Source organism: Niallia sp. M35 (assembly GCF_050971705.1).
Taxonomy (GTDB): domain Bacteria; phylum Bacillota; class Bacilli; order Bacillales; family Cytobacillaceae; genus Niallia; species Niallia circulans_A.
The window spans coordinates 37686-52943 of record NZ_JBPCEP010000005.1 but is presented as its reverse complement, the minus strand read 5'-3'; the positions used below and the strand labels follow the sequence as shown (position 1 = coordinate 52943).

Below are 15258 nucleotides of genomic sequence, written 5' to 3'. Positions count from 1 at the left end.
ACAACTAAGAATAATAAGTTATAGAGAAATTTTTGTCTAGAAAGAAACTTGTTATATAGGGGAAAAATAAGTGGGTGGTGTGGAGTTTGAATGTTTATCGAAATGTGCATGAGTTAATAGGTCATACACCAATGCTTGAATTGACTCATTTTTCATTACCTAAAAATGTTCATTTATATGCAAAATTAGAATTTTGTAATCCGGGTGGAAGCATAAAAGATAGACTGGGTTATGAATTAATTCAAGAAGCGTTAAAAAGTGGAAAGCTTACTAAAGGTGGTACCATTATTGAGCCTACGGCAGGAAATACAGGTATTGGGTTAGCTCTTGCCGCATTAAATACAGGAATAAAGGTAATAGTTTGTGTGCCGGAAAAATTTAGTATCGAAAAGCAGGAAATTATGAAGGCATTAGGGGCGGAGATAATTCATACGCCTACTTCCTTTGGCATGCAAGGGGCAATTGAAAAAGCGAAAGAATTGCAGCGGAACATACCTAATGCTTATGTACCAGGACAATTTGAAAATGAAGCAAATCCAAATACTTATTATAAAACACTGGGGCCAGAAATATGGAAGCAATTAAATTATCAGGTTGACGTATTTGTTGCTGGTGCTGGAACAGGCGGTACTTTTATGGGAACAGCCCGCTATTTAAAAGAACAAAATCCAGCTGTCAAAGCGGTAGTAGTAGAACCAAAAGGCTCTATTTTAAATGGTGGGAAAAGTGGACCACATAAAACGGAAGGCATTGGGATGGAGTTCATCCCAGTCTATATGGATACCCGCTATATTGATCAAATTTATACCGTTTCTGATGAAGATGCATTTGAGTATGTGAAGCTTGCAGCTCAAAAAGAAGGTTTGCTTGTAGGGAGTTCCTCTGGAGCCGCTTTATATGCCGCTGTACAGGAAGCGCAGAAAGCAGAAAGTGGCAGTAATATCGTTGTGGTTTTTCCAGACTCTAGTGATCGTTATATGAGCAAAAAAATATTTGATGGAGGGATTTAAATGAAAAGAAAAACAAAATTAATACATGGTGGAATTCCTGGAGACCTGCATACAGGAGCAGTGAACGTTCCGATTTATCAAGTAAGCACTTATAAACAAGACGGTATTGGCAATCATAAAGGCTTTGAATACTCTAGAACTGGAAACCCTACTCGCCATGCATTAGAAGAGCTTATCAAGGATTTAGAAGAAGGGAAAAGAGGCTTTGCATTTAGTTCTGGTATGGCAGCAATCACTGCGGTTATGATGCTATTTAAGAAGGGGGACCATATCCTCTTAACAGACGATGTATATGGGGGAACCTTCCGTGTGATGACAAAGGTTCTGAATAAGTTTGGAATAGAGGCAACCTTTATCGATACAAGTGATATTAACAATATCCAAGAGGCTATAAAAGAAAATACAGTAGCTTTGTATATTGAAACACCAACAAATCCATTATTAAAAATCACAGATATTGAAGCCGTTTCACGGATTGCAAAAGAAAAGGGATTATTAACGATTGTTGATAATACTTTTTCTACTCCTTATTGGCAAACGCCATTAACATTGGGAGCAGATATTGTCCTTCATAGTGCCACAAAGTATCTTGGTGGTCATAGTGATGTGGTATCCGGGCTTGTTGTTGTAAAGGACGAAAAATTAGGAGAAGAGCTTCATTTTGTGCAAAATTCAACTGGTGGAGTGTTAGGACCACATGATTCTTGGCTATTAATAAGAGGGATGAAAACACTAGGAATTCGAATGGAAGAGCATGAAAGCAACACAAGGCAAATCGTTAGTTTTCTAGAAAAACATCCAGCCATTGCAAAAATATATTATCCAGGACTGCCTACACATCCAAACCATGAAATTAGCAAGAAACAAGCACATGGCTTTGGAGGAATGGTAAGTTTTGATGTGGGAAGTGCAGAGAATGCTGATAAGCTTTTAAATAAAGTGAAATATTTTACACTTGCAGAAAGTTTAGGAGCTGTAGAAAGTCTAATCTCTGTTCCAGCAAGAATGACACATGCCTCCATTCCGCCTGAAAGAAGAGCAGAGCTAGGGATAACAGATGGTCTTGTAAGAATTTCTGTTGGATTAGAAGATGTAGAAGATTTAGTGGAAGATCTAAAACAGGCATTACAATAATGATCGACAAGAGATTTACGGATAGGAAACCTATTTGTAAATCTCTTTTTTTTATGGATGAATCGTGATGAAGCGCAATAATTTTTTCCATAATATCGCAATTTAGCTATTGATTTCATAAAGCTTAATCTACTATTCCTATGTTATGGTAATTATATAGTTTAGTAGAAAGTAGGGGAAGAAATGGAGAAAAAGATAAAAATTTTAACAGATAAGATATCTGATTATCAGCAATTTGGCACCGTTTTGCTAGCTGTTGGAGCATTTTTTTATATAGGAGTAATTATTCCTAAAATGGATAAGGTAACAGGTTATAATGAAGGCATGCTTATTACTTCAATTGTCTTCTTAAGTGTTTCGATTTTATTCTTTGCCAAAGCGAAGAAATTAAAAAAACTTTTGGATGAATGGAAAGAATCGTGATGGAGAGGAATAGGATGTTAGACAATGAGATGCCAGCTAAAGCAACACCCGAACTTATAGGAAGTGTGGAAACTTCGTATAATTGTTTGGGTTTTTAATTTGTTTAAAGATTGCTTTATGATGTTTGTTGTTATCGCCATATGCGCTCGAAAGGAAGAGGGAGAAGGTAACAGAGTGATTGCTGATCAATGAAAAGAGACTTGGGATTACTCTTTTTCATTTATACGGATCTATCTTTTACACTCGTTTAATTGTGAATCCGCAGTACCTTATTGTAATAAAGATTACAATTGTCCTTCTGTATCATTTTTGGAATCACTTCTGACACATTGCAATTCTACGCTATTCTTTTGCAATGTCTCTGTGATCATTAGCTCTACTAATAATTTTCTAGATAACCTGTCAGGATCATAACAAATCACTTTGTGAATAAGTCCTGTTTCAATATCATCTTGTAACCTAGTCAAAGCTGACCTATTCATTATTTCCCCAGTTATTCCTTCATCAATATATTTAAGTTATTCCTCATTTTCAGCCAATTGAATACACTCTTCAATCTGACCGTTTATGCTGAACCCCTTTAATTGTTCCTCTGTCGATACCCGTGCGTAAATCCCTATCAAGATTATTTTGCTCCTCTCTATATTTTTTTACAATATAATGATAGCAATCTTGGATAACTTTATTCGTAATAGGGCCCTCGATAGACTTTCATGTTGTCATCACCTCATTCATTTATATGCGGTGATGGCTCGTACTTAGAATTGAAGGCTCTATTAAGAAAGTCATTGCTTTGTTTACTAACTATCTGGTAATCCCTATATAACTGCTTATTGAACACTTGGTGCAGTTCCCCAAGTGTTGTGTGGAAAATTTTCTTATATAATAAACAGGGCAGGTTAGTGCAAGCAGGAGAAATTTGGATTAATAAAGAATAAATATATTATTAAAGTGAATGGAGACAATATGATAAAAGAAAAAACACCATTTGTTATTGCCATTTCTGCTGTATCTGGTGGTGGAAAAACAACAATAACAAAACTTCTAAATCAGAAATTACATAATTCTAAGGTACTGTTCTTTGATGAATATGATTTCAATGGTCCAGATGATATTATTAACTGGGTAGATAATGGCGGAGACGCTAATGATTGGGATGTAAGTCCTTTAATAAAGGACTTACAAGTTTTATTAACGGAATCGCTTGATTATATAATCTTAGACTTTCCATTTTCTTATAAACATGGTCAAGTAAGTAAATTCATTGATTTCTCCATATTTATTGATACTCCATTAGACATTGCTTTGGCAAGGAGAGTAACTAGAGATTTTTGCAATAGCTCAACGGAGGATATTTTATCTGATATGAAAAATTACACATCTAGAGGTAGGCGTGGTTATCTTAATATGCTTGAAACAATTAAACCTGATGCAGACTTTGTTGTTGATGGTACATTACAAGCAGCAGAAGTAATAAATGTTATACTGGATAATATTAAAAATTAATCTTCTAATCTTATCAGTAAAATTATTTGCAACATTACATGTAAAGTAACCAGGTTCGTTTATCCAAGATGGATTAACGCTTTTTGAAATATAAGTCTACAGGGGAAGAATAGCCCAATATAGTTAATGGTTATTTATTTGAAATTTAGAATTATATAGGAGATGTTTAAATGAAAGACAACAAAGGGACAGCTATACTTATTCTCTCTGTTATAATTATCGTTGTAATTGTTTCGAGTTTTTTAAAGTAATAGATTAAATAACAGAAGAACCATGCTGTCATAATTTCTATGCAAAGGAAATAAACTTAGTGGATGCCGCGAGCTTCTTTTTTATTGTCCTTTATTCCCTTTTATATAGCCGAATGGAAAGACTATTCTTCCTCTTCATCAACTGTTTAAAAATAAGACTGTCCGCAAAAGTGGACAGTCTTATTCTTTTCTAAGTTCATTTACTTAAGCAGATCCAAAAATCCTTGCGGGGATGCCCAAAAGCGGATGCATACAAACTAAAAGTCTCATTTTCCAAAACCTTGATTTAGAAATCAAATAGTAAGAAAAGGATCCAGATCACTAAACGGCCGAGGGTGCCTTTCTCGATACTCCTTTGGTGTACATTGTTTTATCTTTAGAAAGTTTCGATTGAATGAACGTATACTTTCATAACCACATAAAAAAGCTATCTCTGAGATATTTTTCTCTGAATAGATTAAAAGATAGGATGCATGATTCACTCTTGTTCCGTTTAAAAAATCAACAAAAGACATATTAACATTATTATTAAAATATTTCGATAAGTAATTATAATTGTACCCTAAGTTACTAGCGATACTTTTTAAAGAAATTGCTTCGGTAAAATGATTCTGGATATAAGTTAATAATTTATGTAATAATTCTTGATCTTGCTTTTCTCCTTGAATTAAGCTTGTTTGTCCCATTAGCTCAGATAATAACAGATAAAGTGATGCTTTTTGTTCAAGAAGATTTGCATTATCATTAAAAAGCGCCTTAGTGAACAGGGTGTTGGCTGCCAATGATAGGTTAAAAATCGGATTTTTTAGGGAACTATTTTCTATCATTTTATAAAAAGTGGGGACATATTCAGGCGAAAAGACACAAATATTAGCACGAGAATGAGATTTTGTAATAAATGAATGAATTTCATAAGGCAGTATTAATAAAAATTGTCCAGCACTCACATGATAATTTTTTTGACTAATAATAACTTCCATTTCCCCCTCAAGGAGGAATAATACTTCAAAGCAACGGTGGAGATGACTTGGAAAGTTTAAATCAACGGTTTGATAGTTTGCTATTAAATTAAAATGGTGTGCTTCATATATTAGCATACGAAAAAAACCATCCTTTAGTGAATACTAAATTTTGTCTAGGATTATATAAGTTTTTACTTGTTGTGTCAAACCTATTGATGATAGATTTATTGGTAACATCGTTATTTTATTATATGAAAAGGAGACACGCTATGGAAAAACTTAGAATTGGAATGGTCGGCTATAAATTTATGGGTAAAGCACACAGTCATGCATATCGGGATCTTCCACTCTTTTTCCCAAATACTGTTCACCCTGAAATGAAGGTAATTTGTGGACGGGATCAAAATGGTGTGACAGTTGCAGCCAAGCAATTTGGCTGGGAGGAATATACAACCGACTGGAAGAGCCTGTTAGAACGAGATGACATTGATTTAATCGATATAAACGCACCTAGTAATGTACATAAAGAAATTACCATTGCCGCTGCTAAGGCCGGCAAGCATGTTTTTTGCGAAAAACCGTTAGCGCTTACATTAAAAGACTCACGTGAAATGCTTGATTTAGTGGAAGCTGCTGGTATTAAACATATGGTTGGATTTAACTATCGCTTTGCCCCTGCTGTTATGCTGGCTAAGAAGCTTATAGAGGAAGGACGTCTTGGAGAGATCTATCATTTCCGTGCTTGGTATTTACAGGATTGGCTTGTAGATCCCAATTTCCCTCTAGCCTGGAGACTTCAAAAGGAAATCGCTGGTTCCGGTTCTCATGGAGACCTTGGGGCGCATCTTATAGATCTGTCTCACTTTTTAATCGGAGATATTACAGAGGTTATTGGTATGAATGAGACCTTTATAAAAGAACGACCAATTCCTTCACAAATGATGGGCTTATCAGCAAAAGGTAGTGATAGTGATAAAAAAGGTAAAGTAACTGTTGATGACGCGACACTGTTCTTGGCTCGTTTTGCGAACGGTGCTTTAGGAAGCTTTGAAGCAACTCGCTTTGCTACAGGGCATCGCAGTACCAATTCCTTTGAAATCAATGGAAGTAAAGGTAGCGTTATCTTCGATTTTGAGCGTATGAATGAGCTACAAGTGTATTTTACAGATGATAAGGATGATGTGCAAGGATTTCGACGCGTATTAGCAACTGACCCTTCGCACGCCTTTGCTGAAAATTGGTGGCCGCCAGGGCATACAATTGGCTATGAGCATACGTTTATTCACGAGATGGTTGAACTTATGGAAGCCTTCCAGCAAGATCGACAGCCTGTTCCGAACTTTCGTGATGGTGTAAAGTGCCAGGAAGTCTTAGAAGCCGTTGATGTATCCATTAAAAATCGTCAATGGATACGAATTTCTGACGTTTAAAAAAGTTAAGGGAGCTGCTTATACTATGAAAAAAAATGCATTAATCGTTTGGGGTGGCTGGGATGGTCATCAGCCTGAACAGATAGCAGAAATTTTTAAAAGAATCCTCGAAGAAGAGAACTTCCAAGTAGAAGTATCTAATTCATTAGACTCCTACGCAGACAAAGAAAAATTAAAAAGCTTAGATCTAATTGTTCCCCACTGGACAATGGGAGAAATTGAAAAAAAGTATATCTTAAATATTTCTGAAGCAGTTGCTTCTGGTGTTGGTCTAGCTGGATGCCATGGGGGAATGTGTGATTCCTTTCGTAATAATGTTGACTGGCAATTTATGACTGGCGGTAATTGGGTTGCCCATCCTGGAAATGATGGTGTGGAGTACATGGTCAACATAAAACATACTTCTAGTCCACTATTAGAAGGGCTCTCGGATTTTAAAGTTACCAGTGAGCAATATTACCTTCATTACGATCCAGCTGTTGAAGTGCTCGCTACCACCCGCTTCCCAGTTATTCATGGACCACACTCTGCTAATAAAGCGGTAGATATGCCTGTAGTTTGGACCAAACGCTGGGGCTTTGGAAATGTATTTTATAATTCATTAGGGCATCAAGCTAATATCGTTGCTATGCCAGAAGTTTCACTCATTATGCGCCGCGGATTTCTATGGGCAGCTGAAGGAAAAAAACGTATCGAAAATGTAGACACAGCTTCTAGTTATGAAAACGTACGTAACTATACAGGTATGGGGGACAGTCAATAAGGAAGGATACAGCAAATACTATCAGAAACATAATGAAGCGGAGGATCTCTTATGAGGAAACTTAAAATTGGCATCATTGGTTGTGGAAATATTAGTTCCGTTTATATGGAAAACTGCCCGAAGCTTCCTTATCTCGAGCTGGTGGCTTGTGCAGATTTAGATACAGGGCGTGCCCGTACTCAAGCCAAAAAATTTGGTATACCATTGGCTTATTCCGTTGCAGAATTACTCTCGGATCCAGAGATAGAACTAGTGATAAACTTAACGATTCCTAAAGCGCATGCTTCCGTAACCATTCAGGCATTAGAGGCCGGTAAGCATGTCTATACAGAAAAGCCACTTGCTGTGACACGCGAGGAAGGACAACTAATTTTAGAAGCCGCTAAAAAGCATAATCTGCTCGTTGGTAGTGCGCCAGATACCTTCTTAGGTGCTGGTATTCAAACTGCTGTTAATCTGATTGAACAAGGAGAAATAGGAGTACCAATTGGTGCATCTGCCTTTATGATTGGCCGTGGTCATGAGCATTGGCACCCAGACCCTGCCTTTTATTATGATACTGGCGGGGGTCCTATGTTTGATATGGGACCTTACTACTTAACAGCATTAGTGGCTCTATTAGGACCGATTAAACGAATTTCTGGTTCCACTCGCATTAGTTACCCAGAAAGAACGATACTTAGTACACCAAAAGCGGGCACGAAATTGAAAGTATCAATACCTACGCATATTTCAGGAGTGATTGATTTCGCTTCAGGTGTAATTGGAAGCATTACGACGAGCTTCGATGCTTTCGGAGGTACATCGTTACCTCCTATTGAAGTCTATGGAAGTGAAGGTACATTACTTGTTCCTGACCCTAACACCTTCAGCGGTCCTGTGAAAATAAGAAAACGTGATGAAAAAGAATTTAAAGAAGTTCCTCTTACTTATGGATATACCCAAAACAATAGAGGTCTAGGCGTTGCTGACATGGCTAGAGCGATTATCGAAGGTGGAAAATATCGCGCAAATAGTGATTTAGCGTATCACGTTTTAGAGGCGATGTATGGCTTCCATGATTCATCAGATAATGGTCAGCATTATCTGATGAAAAGTACGTGCGACCGCCCAAAATCCTTGCCCTTAGAGGGACAGGAAAAGGAATTCGATTAGAAACACAAGCAAAATAAAAATATCTTTCCCTGTACTTCGAGCTTTTATCGAAGTGCAGGGTTAAAATTAAAGACTAAACAATAAATTGCCTTTATCCCCTTGCTGGAGAATATTTGATGAACATAATCAATTACTATTATCTTGCTGATTAAGATATACCTTACTGCGAATCAATTCATCCATAGCCTTTCCTATAAACATCTCTTCTTCTTTGTTAAAAGCACTAGGAAATAAGTAAGGATTTGGCTCCTCAAAAGAACCTTCATTATTTTCGAGCTGTTTTCTCGCTACATCATCTAATAGTGGTTCTACTTTAGGTTTCATAACAGATACCAACTCTTCAATGTGTGCAAGAACGTTAGTATCATTAGGTGCCTTTCCTTCTTGAATAAATCGTTTCATTTTACCAGTCCATGTGGCCATTTCCTTTTCTAATTCAAGTTGCACAGTAAGCGAGTGTAGCTTATTATGCACCGAATCGGACGAATGTTCACTAATCCAACGATTTCGAGCTTCCTCATTTTTCAAAGCATGAATGAGTACAAGCAACGAATCGTGATTGACGGGTTCGGGTCCGGAAACGATACTTTGAACGCGGGTAATGGCTTGTAAAACCGTTTCAATCTGTTTTCGTTTTCTTCCAGCATCTGTGCATAATTGACCAGTGTCATTGCTAAATTTTGCTCCGGTTGCTTAAGATATTCTGAAATTTCTCCAAGTGACAAATCCAAAAACTTTAGTAATAATATTTTTTGAAGCTGAGCGATGGAATTGTTGTTATAGATCCGATGTCCATGTTTTGTGTATCCAGAAGGTTTCAATAGCTCCATCTGATCATAGTGACGCAGTGTTCGTTCAGTGACTCCAGTTAGCTTTGCAAATTCTCCAATAGAGTAATTTTTCTCCATTGACATTTGTTATCACTCCCTTTCATATTGAACTTTAACACTTGACGTTACGTCAAAAGCAAGGACTTTTTTCAATTTTACTTTTATTATTAGGAAATTTAAATTAATGATTGTCTGTTCATCACCAAATCTGATACATTAGCTGCCGGTAATTACAACATCCAACTAGTTTTTTATAATACATTGCAACTTTTTTCGAATTTATCATTATTCTTGTTTTTTTCATTAAAAATAGTTAACATACCTTGTTGTCCCTCTAACATCATTTCTATTAACTTAGGCTTAAATTCTAATGCATGAGACACAGCATTAATTTCTGGTAATAAGACTAATCACCATGACCAACCAATGGTTTTAGTTTACTTTAAAATAATAAAAAACATAATAAAAAAGATACCAAATAGTAAATCTTCTAATTGCCAAACTTCACCAAATCACTTACAATAAAAGGTATAAATGACCATATTTGGAGGTATTATGAAAACAAAACAATTTACAATAGGTTATAATTGGGTTGTAACAATCCACGAAGAATATTCCTTATTCAAAGATTTAGCCAATGAATTTAAATACTCAGTTGTTGACTCAGATAATGAAACAATTACTATCTTTACAGTTTCTAATTCTCATGTAGATTTTGAACACACATCTTATAATCTACATCCTGTAGTTGGTTTCGATGACCAACGTACCATTGAAATCAAACATAAACCTTATGAAGAAGAAGAATAAGGCATTGTGCCTTATTTTTTTTGATTAAAAAAGACCTCACCAATTAAGGTGAAGGTTTTCTACGATTTTTAATTTTAGTCAAAATAAATATTAGATATTTCTCTTTAACAGTCCAGGTAACATAATCAATCCAAATAAATGGAACTATTTACCATAATGATCACCCTGCAAAATGCTGCATCTACAACAATAATGCCAGTAAAAAGGAAAGCCTTCATTACTTTTGGATTAATTTTATTAAATGATGAGCAGAGATTGCGGATATCGGTATAACAATAAGCCCAATAATTATAATAGTAAATAAATCAGCTGTCGGACTTAATGGAATCCATCTATTGAACACATAACCTACTAACTTCACATACACTACAAAAAAAACTATCATTATAAAATAAAAAATTATACTATTTTTATATCTGTTCATTTCCAATTCTCTCCCTTTTTGTATTTTATTATCCTCATATTAACTCTAAGTATGAAATATTTCTTTAATTTTTTGATTTAATAAAGAAAAAATGCCCATTCCAAAGAACAGGGATGTGTGAGGTAATCATATTGTATAACATATCTATTCAGATCATTTTATAGCATTTTGTCTTCAGGATAGTCTAAATTCCAGTTTTTCTTAGAAGGCTTAACCTCTTTTAAACTTAGCAGGAGTAGTATTAAGTGCTTTAGCAATTTTTGTGGCTTTATCCCTCTTTTTAACGATATAAGTTTTAGAAGATTCATTCTTAATAATAATAGTTCCACATTAAAAGATTTATTTATAGTCTCACTGTCTACAATAACTAATTCTTCAATTACCCTTTTCACAATTTAACGTTTGTGATTAAAAGTCATTCTAACTAAAAATTTTTGAGGTATTATTTTTTTGAATTATCTTTTACTGTTTTTAACCATAGTTAAAAACATAATGATGATAAAAATAATTGTAAATACAAATTATGTTAAACAATTTATTATCCCTCTAACTATATTCAATCGCTATTTTGAATGAATATCTAAAAGAACCAAAGGTTTGTTGACTTTTATAATTTTCTGTACCAAATTGGATTCGAAAGGGAAAAGCAACGAATTGAAAATTACTTTCCTTTTCCACGTTTGGCAGTTTAAAATCAAGTACCTTCCTTGATTTTGGAGAAATACTGCTTGGTAATCGGATACCTCCTCGAGTTTTGCACACTAAGATTTTCCCCTGGTGCATGTATATGTGTACATCAATGAAATAACATTATTCCTTCCATTTGAACAGCACACAGGAATAACAAAAACCCTAAAAAAGCGTGTGGAATATCCATTTTTTTAAAAAAAGGTTTACAAGATTGGCATTCGAGGATATAATTACCAATGTGAGAACAAAAAAAATCGAAGGAGGTTGAATAAAATGATCAGAATTTTACCAGAATTAAACAATGTAGTACTAATTGAATATTTAACGTACACGAATTCAACCGCTTCGGAATGGGATTATTTATCTTAGTTTTCATTTAACTAAAATTATCCAACCGCAGGGTAGTCGTGTCCTGCGGTTTTATTATGCCCTTTTTAAGCCGCAGATCAGTCTATTTGCGGTTTTTTTGTGCACTCACCAGAAAAAAATTCCATTTATGGAAAAATTTAAACTAGGAGTGAAAGAAAAATGACATTAAATCTAATTTTTTTAACAGTTACGTTTAAGAAAAAGCAATATACAAATGCTGAATTTTTACAAGAAATTGAAATGGAAAAGAGAATAGAAGAAAATCGCAGAAAACTCCATGAAATGGGCTATAGGTTGTAAAACATTCACATATAGGAGGTGAAGACATGACCTTAAATATTTTCTTTATTACCATAACTATAAATAGGAAAAGACCGACGGAAGAAGAACAGAATCATTTACAGGAGATCGAGCAAATATTCGAAGAAACGAAAACAAAGCAAATTCGTTCTGGATATTTTTCAAATTTCCATTACTAATAATAAATAGGAGGTATTAACTATGATAATAAATATGCTGTTTTTTACCATTACCGTTCATCCCAAAAAGATGACAGCCGAAGAAATTACTCATCAGCAAATGATTGAAGAAATCATGGAAGAAAATAGAAGAAAACAATATTCAATCATACGTTTCTAAAAAAATAGAAAAAAATAAAAATTAAGGAGAGGTGGATAAAAATGTTTTTAATTATTTTACAGAGTCGACAATCAATCTTATGGGCGGATAAAGACACAGACTAACGTAGGGAAAGAAATATAATGTAGCAAGCCACCAAGCATGAAGAAATAAGAAAAGAACAAACAGTGGGAAACAGTAAGCCACACTGCTTGTTCTTTTCTTATTTTTTTAGATAGCGATATTCTAATAATCGATTTAAATCATTCATTTGCTCAAGTAACTTTTGCCCTACATTTGTTTCAAGTACCTTTTTCCGTTTTAATTCTCTGTCTACTACTCTTTTTACCGATAAGACATCGGTGCCATTTTCTAACACATCTTCTTTTGAAGTAAAGCGCTTATGGGCAACTAATTGCATGCCATAGGAATTATATAATAAGGTATAGCCGGCAATTCCTGTTTTAGATTGATAGGCTTTGGAAAATCCGCCATCTATCACAATCATTTTTCCATTCGCTTTAATTGGATTTTCTCCATTAATTTCTGCAACAGGTGTATGACCATTTATAATATGTCCCTGATCAGGGTTTAAATTAAATTCCTCCAAAATATGGCGGCAGACCTCTTCGTTTTCCCGTAAGGAGTAGTAAGGATTCTTTTTTTCTTTATGTGTTTCCTTTTCTTTAATAAAATAACGTTCAAATGTAGTCATATCTTTTTTGCCAAATAACGAGGAATTTTCCCCAGTCCATAAATACCAAACTAAATCTGTTGCAAAGTCATCAGTTATTTCAGGATGATTAAAGCTATAACGTAAATAATATTCAAATAGATCAAATAATTCTTTTCCTCGATAATCTTTTCCGTCTATACGCATCGATTTCATTGATCCATCTTTATTTAATGGAATACAACCATGGATTAATAAATTGCTATTATATCTTAAATATAAACTCCCCTTATTTATAAGAAAATGAATATGTTTTGCTAGTTTCTCAGAATGTTGAATCGAAAAAAGCAGTTTATTGATAACTTGCTCTTCTTCTTCTAAAAGGAGAGATGGATCTTTCGGATCAATTGTATTAAAACAGGTATTTTCAAGCGAATAAATTTTACCGTTTAAATCTATGGTATTATGCTCATAATCAATTTTTTCTAGAAGCAGGCGGTGATGCATTTGAAAATCAGGTCGCCTTTTAATAATAGGTATTTCAAGTTTAAATTGAATAATAGAAATAGCTTGGTGAATTTTTGTGATTTGTAAAATATTTTCGTCTGTATTTTCTTTGGCATTCATTTTTGGACGAAAAGCTTTGTTATCTTTATAATATTTATTTGCTAAGTTTAAGAGTGGACGTAAATTTATCCCATAAGCATCCTCAATAATATCTAAATTATCATATCTAGCACATATCCGAATAATATTAGCAAGACAGACTTTAGATCCTGCATATGCACCAATCCATAGAACATCGTGATTACCCCACTGGATATCCACGGAATGATAATCCATTAATGTATCGATAATTTTATCAGGATAAGGCCCCCGGTCGTATATATCGCCAACAACATGCAAATGGTCGACAACCAGTCTTTGAATAGTATAGGAAAGTCCGATAATTAGTTTATTAGCTTGTCCTAGTGAAATTATTCTGTTAATGATGCTTGAATAATAATCTGTTTTATTATTTAATTCATTTTTTTCATATAATAATTCTTCAATAATATAAACAAACTGTTGTGGTAATGCTTTACGAACTTTGGAATTGGTATACTTGGAGGATGCATAAGAAACTAAGCGAATCATTCTTTCAATGGTATCTGCATACCATTTATCTAGTTCTTTCGTATGTATAAATGAATTCACTATTCTTTTCAATTTCTCTTCTGGATAATAAACCAAAGTGGCGAATTCATCGATTTCAGCACTTAAAAGCTCATCTTTAAATAAATCGCGAATTTTCTCTTTCACATTTCCTGAACCATTTCTTAATACATGTTGAAAAGCATGAAACTCACCATGCAAATCGCTGACAAAATGCTCCGTTCCCTTAGGAAGATTTAATATTGCGTCCAGATTGATGATTTCTGTTACTACTTTTTCTTCCGAATCATACTTTTCTGTAAGCAAATCTAAATATTTCGTATCCATTTGGTCCACCCCCGAGTAATAGAAAAAAGTTATTAATATATGTATTATACAAGGTAATAAAAAGATTTTAATAAGATTTTAATAATAAATGGAAAATAAAACGTAGCCTCGTAGCAAACTGGGAGATTCTTCTATGTTCAGCCTGTGAACTACTAGCAGCAAATCGAACCTTTACAGCTCTTTTTTATCGTAGAAAGGTATTTCCTGACACTACCCACAATATGCAGACAATAAACCAAAATAAAATATATTTTCCAAAGTTTATTGTCGGTTGGACATGCAAAACCTACTCTCTTTTCACATAGTAATGAAGTATAGGCAAATGTCCTTGAATGTGGAGGTGGAAAAATGTCTGGAATCTTATTGTCAATTGGAGCTTTACTCAAAGAATTAGTTTTTCTTGTGTCCTATGTAAAGAATAATGCATTTCCCCAACCATTATCAGCGAGTGATGAAAAAAAATATTTACGATTGATGGCTGAAGGAGATTCGCATGCAAGAAATATGTTAATAGAGCATAATTTACGCTTAGTTGCTCATATTGTAAAAAAATTCGAAAATACAGGTGAAGATTCAGAGGATCTAATTTCGATTGGAACCATTGGACTAATAAAAGGGATAGAAAGCTTTTCTGAAGGAAAAGGAACAAAATTAGCTACTTATGCTGCTCGATGTATTGAGAATGAAAACTTTATTACAGTAGGGGAGGGCGAGTAACAAAAAAGATA

General features: G+C 34.4%; 17 protein-coding genes and 1 pseudogene. 12 read left to right on the top strand and 6 right to left on the bottom strand.

Annotated features, from left to right (window positions below; genetic code table 11):
• The first annotated feature begins 86 nt into the window (after window positions 1–86).
• The 3 genes from cysK (at window position 87) to NiCM35_RS07825 (ending at window position 2567) form a co-directional block, all read left to right on the top strand.
• Window positions 87–1010, top strand: a complete 924-nt coding sequence (gene cysK, locus NiCM35_RS07835; RefSeq protein ID WP_433779145.1) for a cysteine synthase A — start codon at window positions 87–89, stop codon at window positions 1008–1010.
• Window positions 1011–2144, top strand: a complete 1134-nt coding sequence (locus NiCM35_RS07830) for a bifunctional cystathionine gamma-lyase/homocysteine desulfhydrase (protein ID WP_433779143.1) — start codon at window positions 1011–1013, stop codon at window positions 2142–2144.
• Between the two features lie 183 nt (window positions 2145–2327).
• On the top strand, window positions 2328–2567 hold the full coding sequence (locus NiCM35_RS07825) for a YrhC family protein (RefSeq protein ID WP_095331731.1): 240 nt from the start codon (window positions 2328–2330) through the stop codon (window positions 2565–2567).
• A 284-nt stretch (window positions 2568–2851) separates the two neighbouring features.
• Here the strand turns inward: NiCM35_RS07825 and NiCM35_RS07820 are convergent, their stop codons facing one another.
• Window positions 2852–3076: a recombinase family protein gene (locus NiCM35_RS07820; protein WP_433779272.1), complete on the bottom strand. Its 225-nt coding sequence runs from the start codon at window positions 3074–3076 to the stop codon at window positions 2852–2854.
• 457 nt (window positions 3077–3533) lie between these two features.
• On the opposite strand from NiCM35_RS07820, the gene NiCM35_RS07810 reads away from it, so the two are divergent.
• Complete coding sequence (locus NiCM35_RS07810; protein WP_123260809.1) at window positions 3534–4073, top strand: nucleoside/nucleotide kinase family protein; 540 nt, start codon at window positions 3534–3536, stop codon at window positions 4071–4073.
• 544 nt (window positions 4074–4617) lie between these two features.
• Here the strand turns inward: NiCM35_RS07810 and NiCM35_RS07805 are convergent.
• Entirely contained in the window at window positions 4618–5421 is an 804-nt protein-coding gene (locus NiCM35_RS07805; RefSeq protein WP_095334334.1) for a helix-turn-helix transcriptional regulator, read from the bottom strand.
• Window positions 5422–5555: 134 nt separating this feature from the next.
• Here NiCM35_RS07805 and NiCM35_RS07800 point away from each other — a divergent pair, with 134 nt between their 5' ends.
• The 3 genes from NiCM35_RS07800 to NiCM35_RS07790 are packed head-to-tail and all read left to right on the top strand — an operon-like array spanning window position 5556 to window position 8634.
• Window positions 5556–6716 carry a Gfo/Idh/MocA family protein gene (locus tag NiCM35_RS07800; RefSeq protein ID WP_163188139.1) on the top strand — a complete coding sequence of 387 codons (1161 nt, stop codon included), beginning with the start codon at window positions 5556–5558 and terminating at the stop codon, window positions 6714–6716.
• A 25-nt stretch (window positions 6717–6741) separates the two neighbouring features.
• Window positions 6742–7479 carry a ThuA domain-containing protein gene (locus NiCM35_RS07795; protein ID WP_249878123.1) on the top strand — a complete coding sequence of 246 codons (738 nt, stop codon included), beginning with the start codon at window positions 6742–6744 and terminating at the stop codon, window positions 7477–7479.
• Between the two features lie 51 nt (window positions 7480–7530).
• A complete protein-coding gene (locus NiCM35_RS07790) occupies window positions 7531–8634 on the top strand; it encodes a Gfo/Idh/MocA family protein (RefSeq protein WP_123258023.1) in 1104 nt (367 codons plus the stop codon).
• A gap of 126 nt (window positions 8635–8760) precedes the next feature.
• On the opposite strand, the gene NiCM35_RS07785 is transcribed toward NiCM35_RS07790, so the two are convergent.
• A complete protein-coding gene (locus NiCM35_RS07785) occupies window positions 8761–9162 on the bottom strand; it encodes a hypothetical protein (RefSeq protein ID WP_433779140.1) in 402 nt (133 codons plus the stop codon).
• Window positions 9159–9548, bottom strand: a complete 390-nt coding sequence (locus NiCM35_RS07780; protein WP_433779138.1) for a MerR family transcriptional regulator — start codon at window positions 9546–9548, stop codon at window positions 9159–9161. The genes NiCM35_RS07785 and NiCM35_RS07780 overlap by 4 nt, the downstream gene beginning before the upstream one ends.
• 471 nt (window positions 9549–10019) lie before the next feature.
• Here NiCM35_RS07780 and NiCM35_RS07775 point away from each other — a divergent pair, with 471 nt between their 5' ends.
• A complete protein-coding gene (locus NiCM35_RS07775; RefSeq protein ID WP_095322344.1) occupies window positions 10020–10274 on the top strand; it encodes a hypothetical protein in 255 nt (84 codons plus the stop codon).
• A 970-nt stretch (window positions 10275–11244) separates the two neighbouring features.
• Here the strand turns inward: NiCM35_RS07775 and NiCM35_RS07770 are convergent.
• Window positions 11245–11460: a hypothetical protein gene (locus NiCM35_RS07770; protein ID WP_433779137.1), complete on the bottom strand. Its 216-nt coding sequence runs from the start codon at window positions 11458–11460 to the stop codon at window positions 11245–11247.
• 456 nt (window positions 11461–11916) lie between these two features.
• On the opposite strand from NiCM35_RS07770, the gene NiCM35_RS07765 reads away from it, so the two are divergent.
• From NiCM35_RS07765 to NiCM35_RS07755, 3 genes are read left to right on the top strand one after another with little or no spacing between them, the layout of a single operon-like run.
• The gene (locus NiCM35_RS07765; RefSeq protein ID WP_095258117.1) at window positions 11917–12057 is read left to right on the top strand and encodes a YrzI family small protein; all 141 of its coding nucleotides are present in this window, start codon (window positions 11917–11919) and stop codon (window positions 12055–12057) included.
• A gap of 26 nt (window positions 12058–12083) precedes the next feature.
• Complete coding sequence (locus NiCM35_RS07760; RefSeq protein ID WP_095258116.1) at window positions 12084–12236, top strand: YrzI family small protein; 153 nt, start codon at window positions 12084–12086, stop codon at window positions 12234–12236.
• A gap of 22 nt (window positions 12237–12258) precedes the next feature.
• On the top strand, window positions 12259–12396 hold the full coding sequence (locus tag NiCM35_RS07755; protein WP_082138421.1) for a YrzI family small protein: 138 nt from the start codon (window positions 12259–12261) through the stop codon (window positions 12394–12396).
• A 202-nt stretch (window positions 12397–12598) separates the two neighbouring features.
• On the opposite strand, the gene NiCM35_RS07750 is transcribed toward NiCM35_RS07755, so the two are convergent.
• Window positions 12599–14530: a fructose-1,6-bisphosphatase gene (locus NiCM35_RS07750; protein WP_433779135.1), complete on the bottom strand. Its 1932-nt coding sequence runs from the start codon at window positions 14528–14530 to the stop codon at window positions 12599–12601.
• Window positions 14531–14878: 348 nt separating this feature from the next.
• On the opposite strand from NiCM35_RS07750, the pseudogene NiCM35_RS07745 reads away from it, so the two are divergent.
• Window positions 14879–15217, top strand: a pseudogene (locus tag NiCM35_RS07745) (sigma factor); the annotation flags it as partial.
• Window positions 15218–15258: the final 41 nt, after the last annotated feature.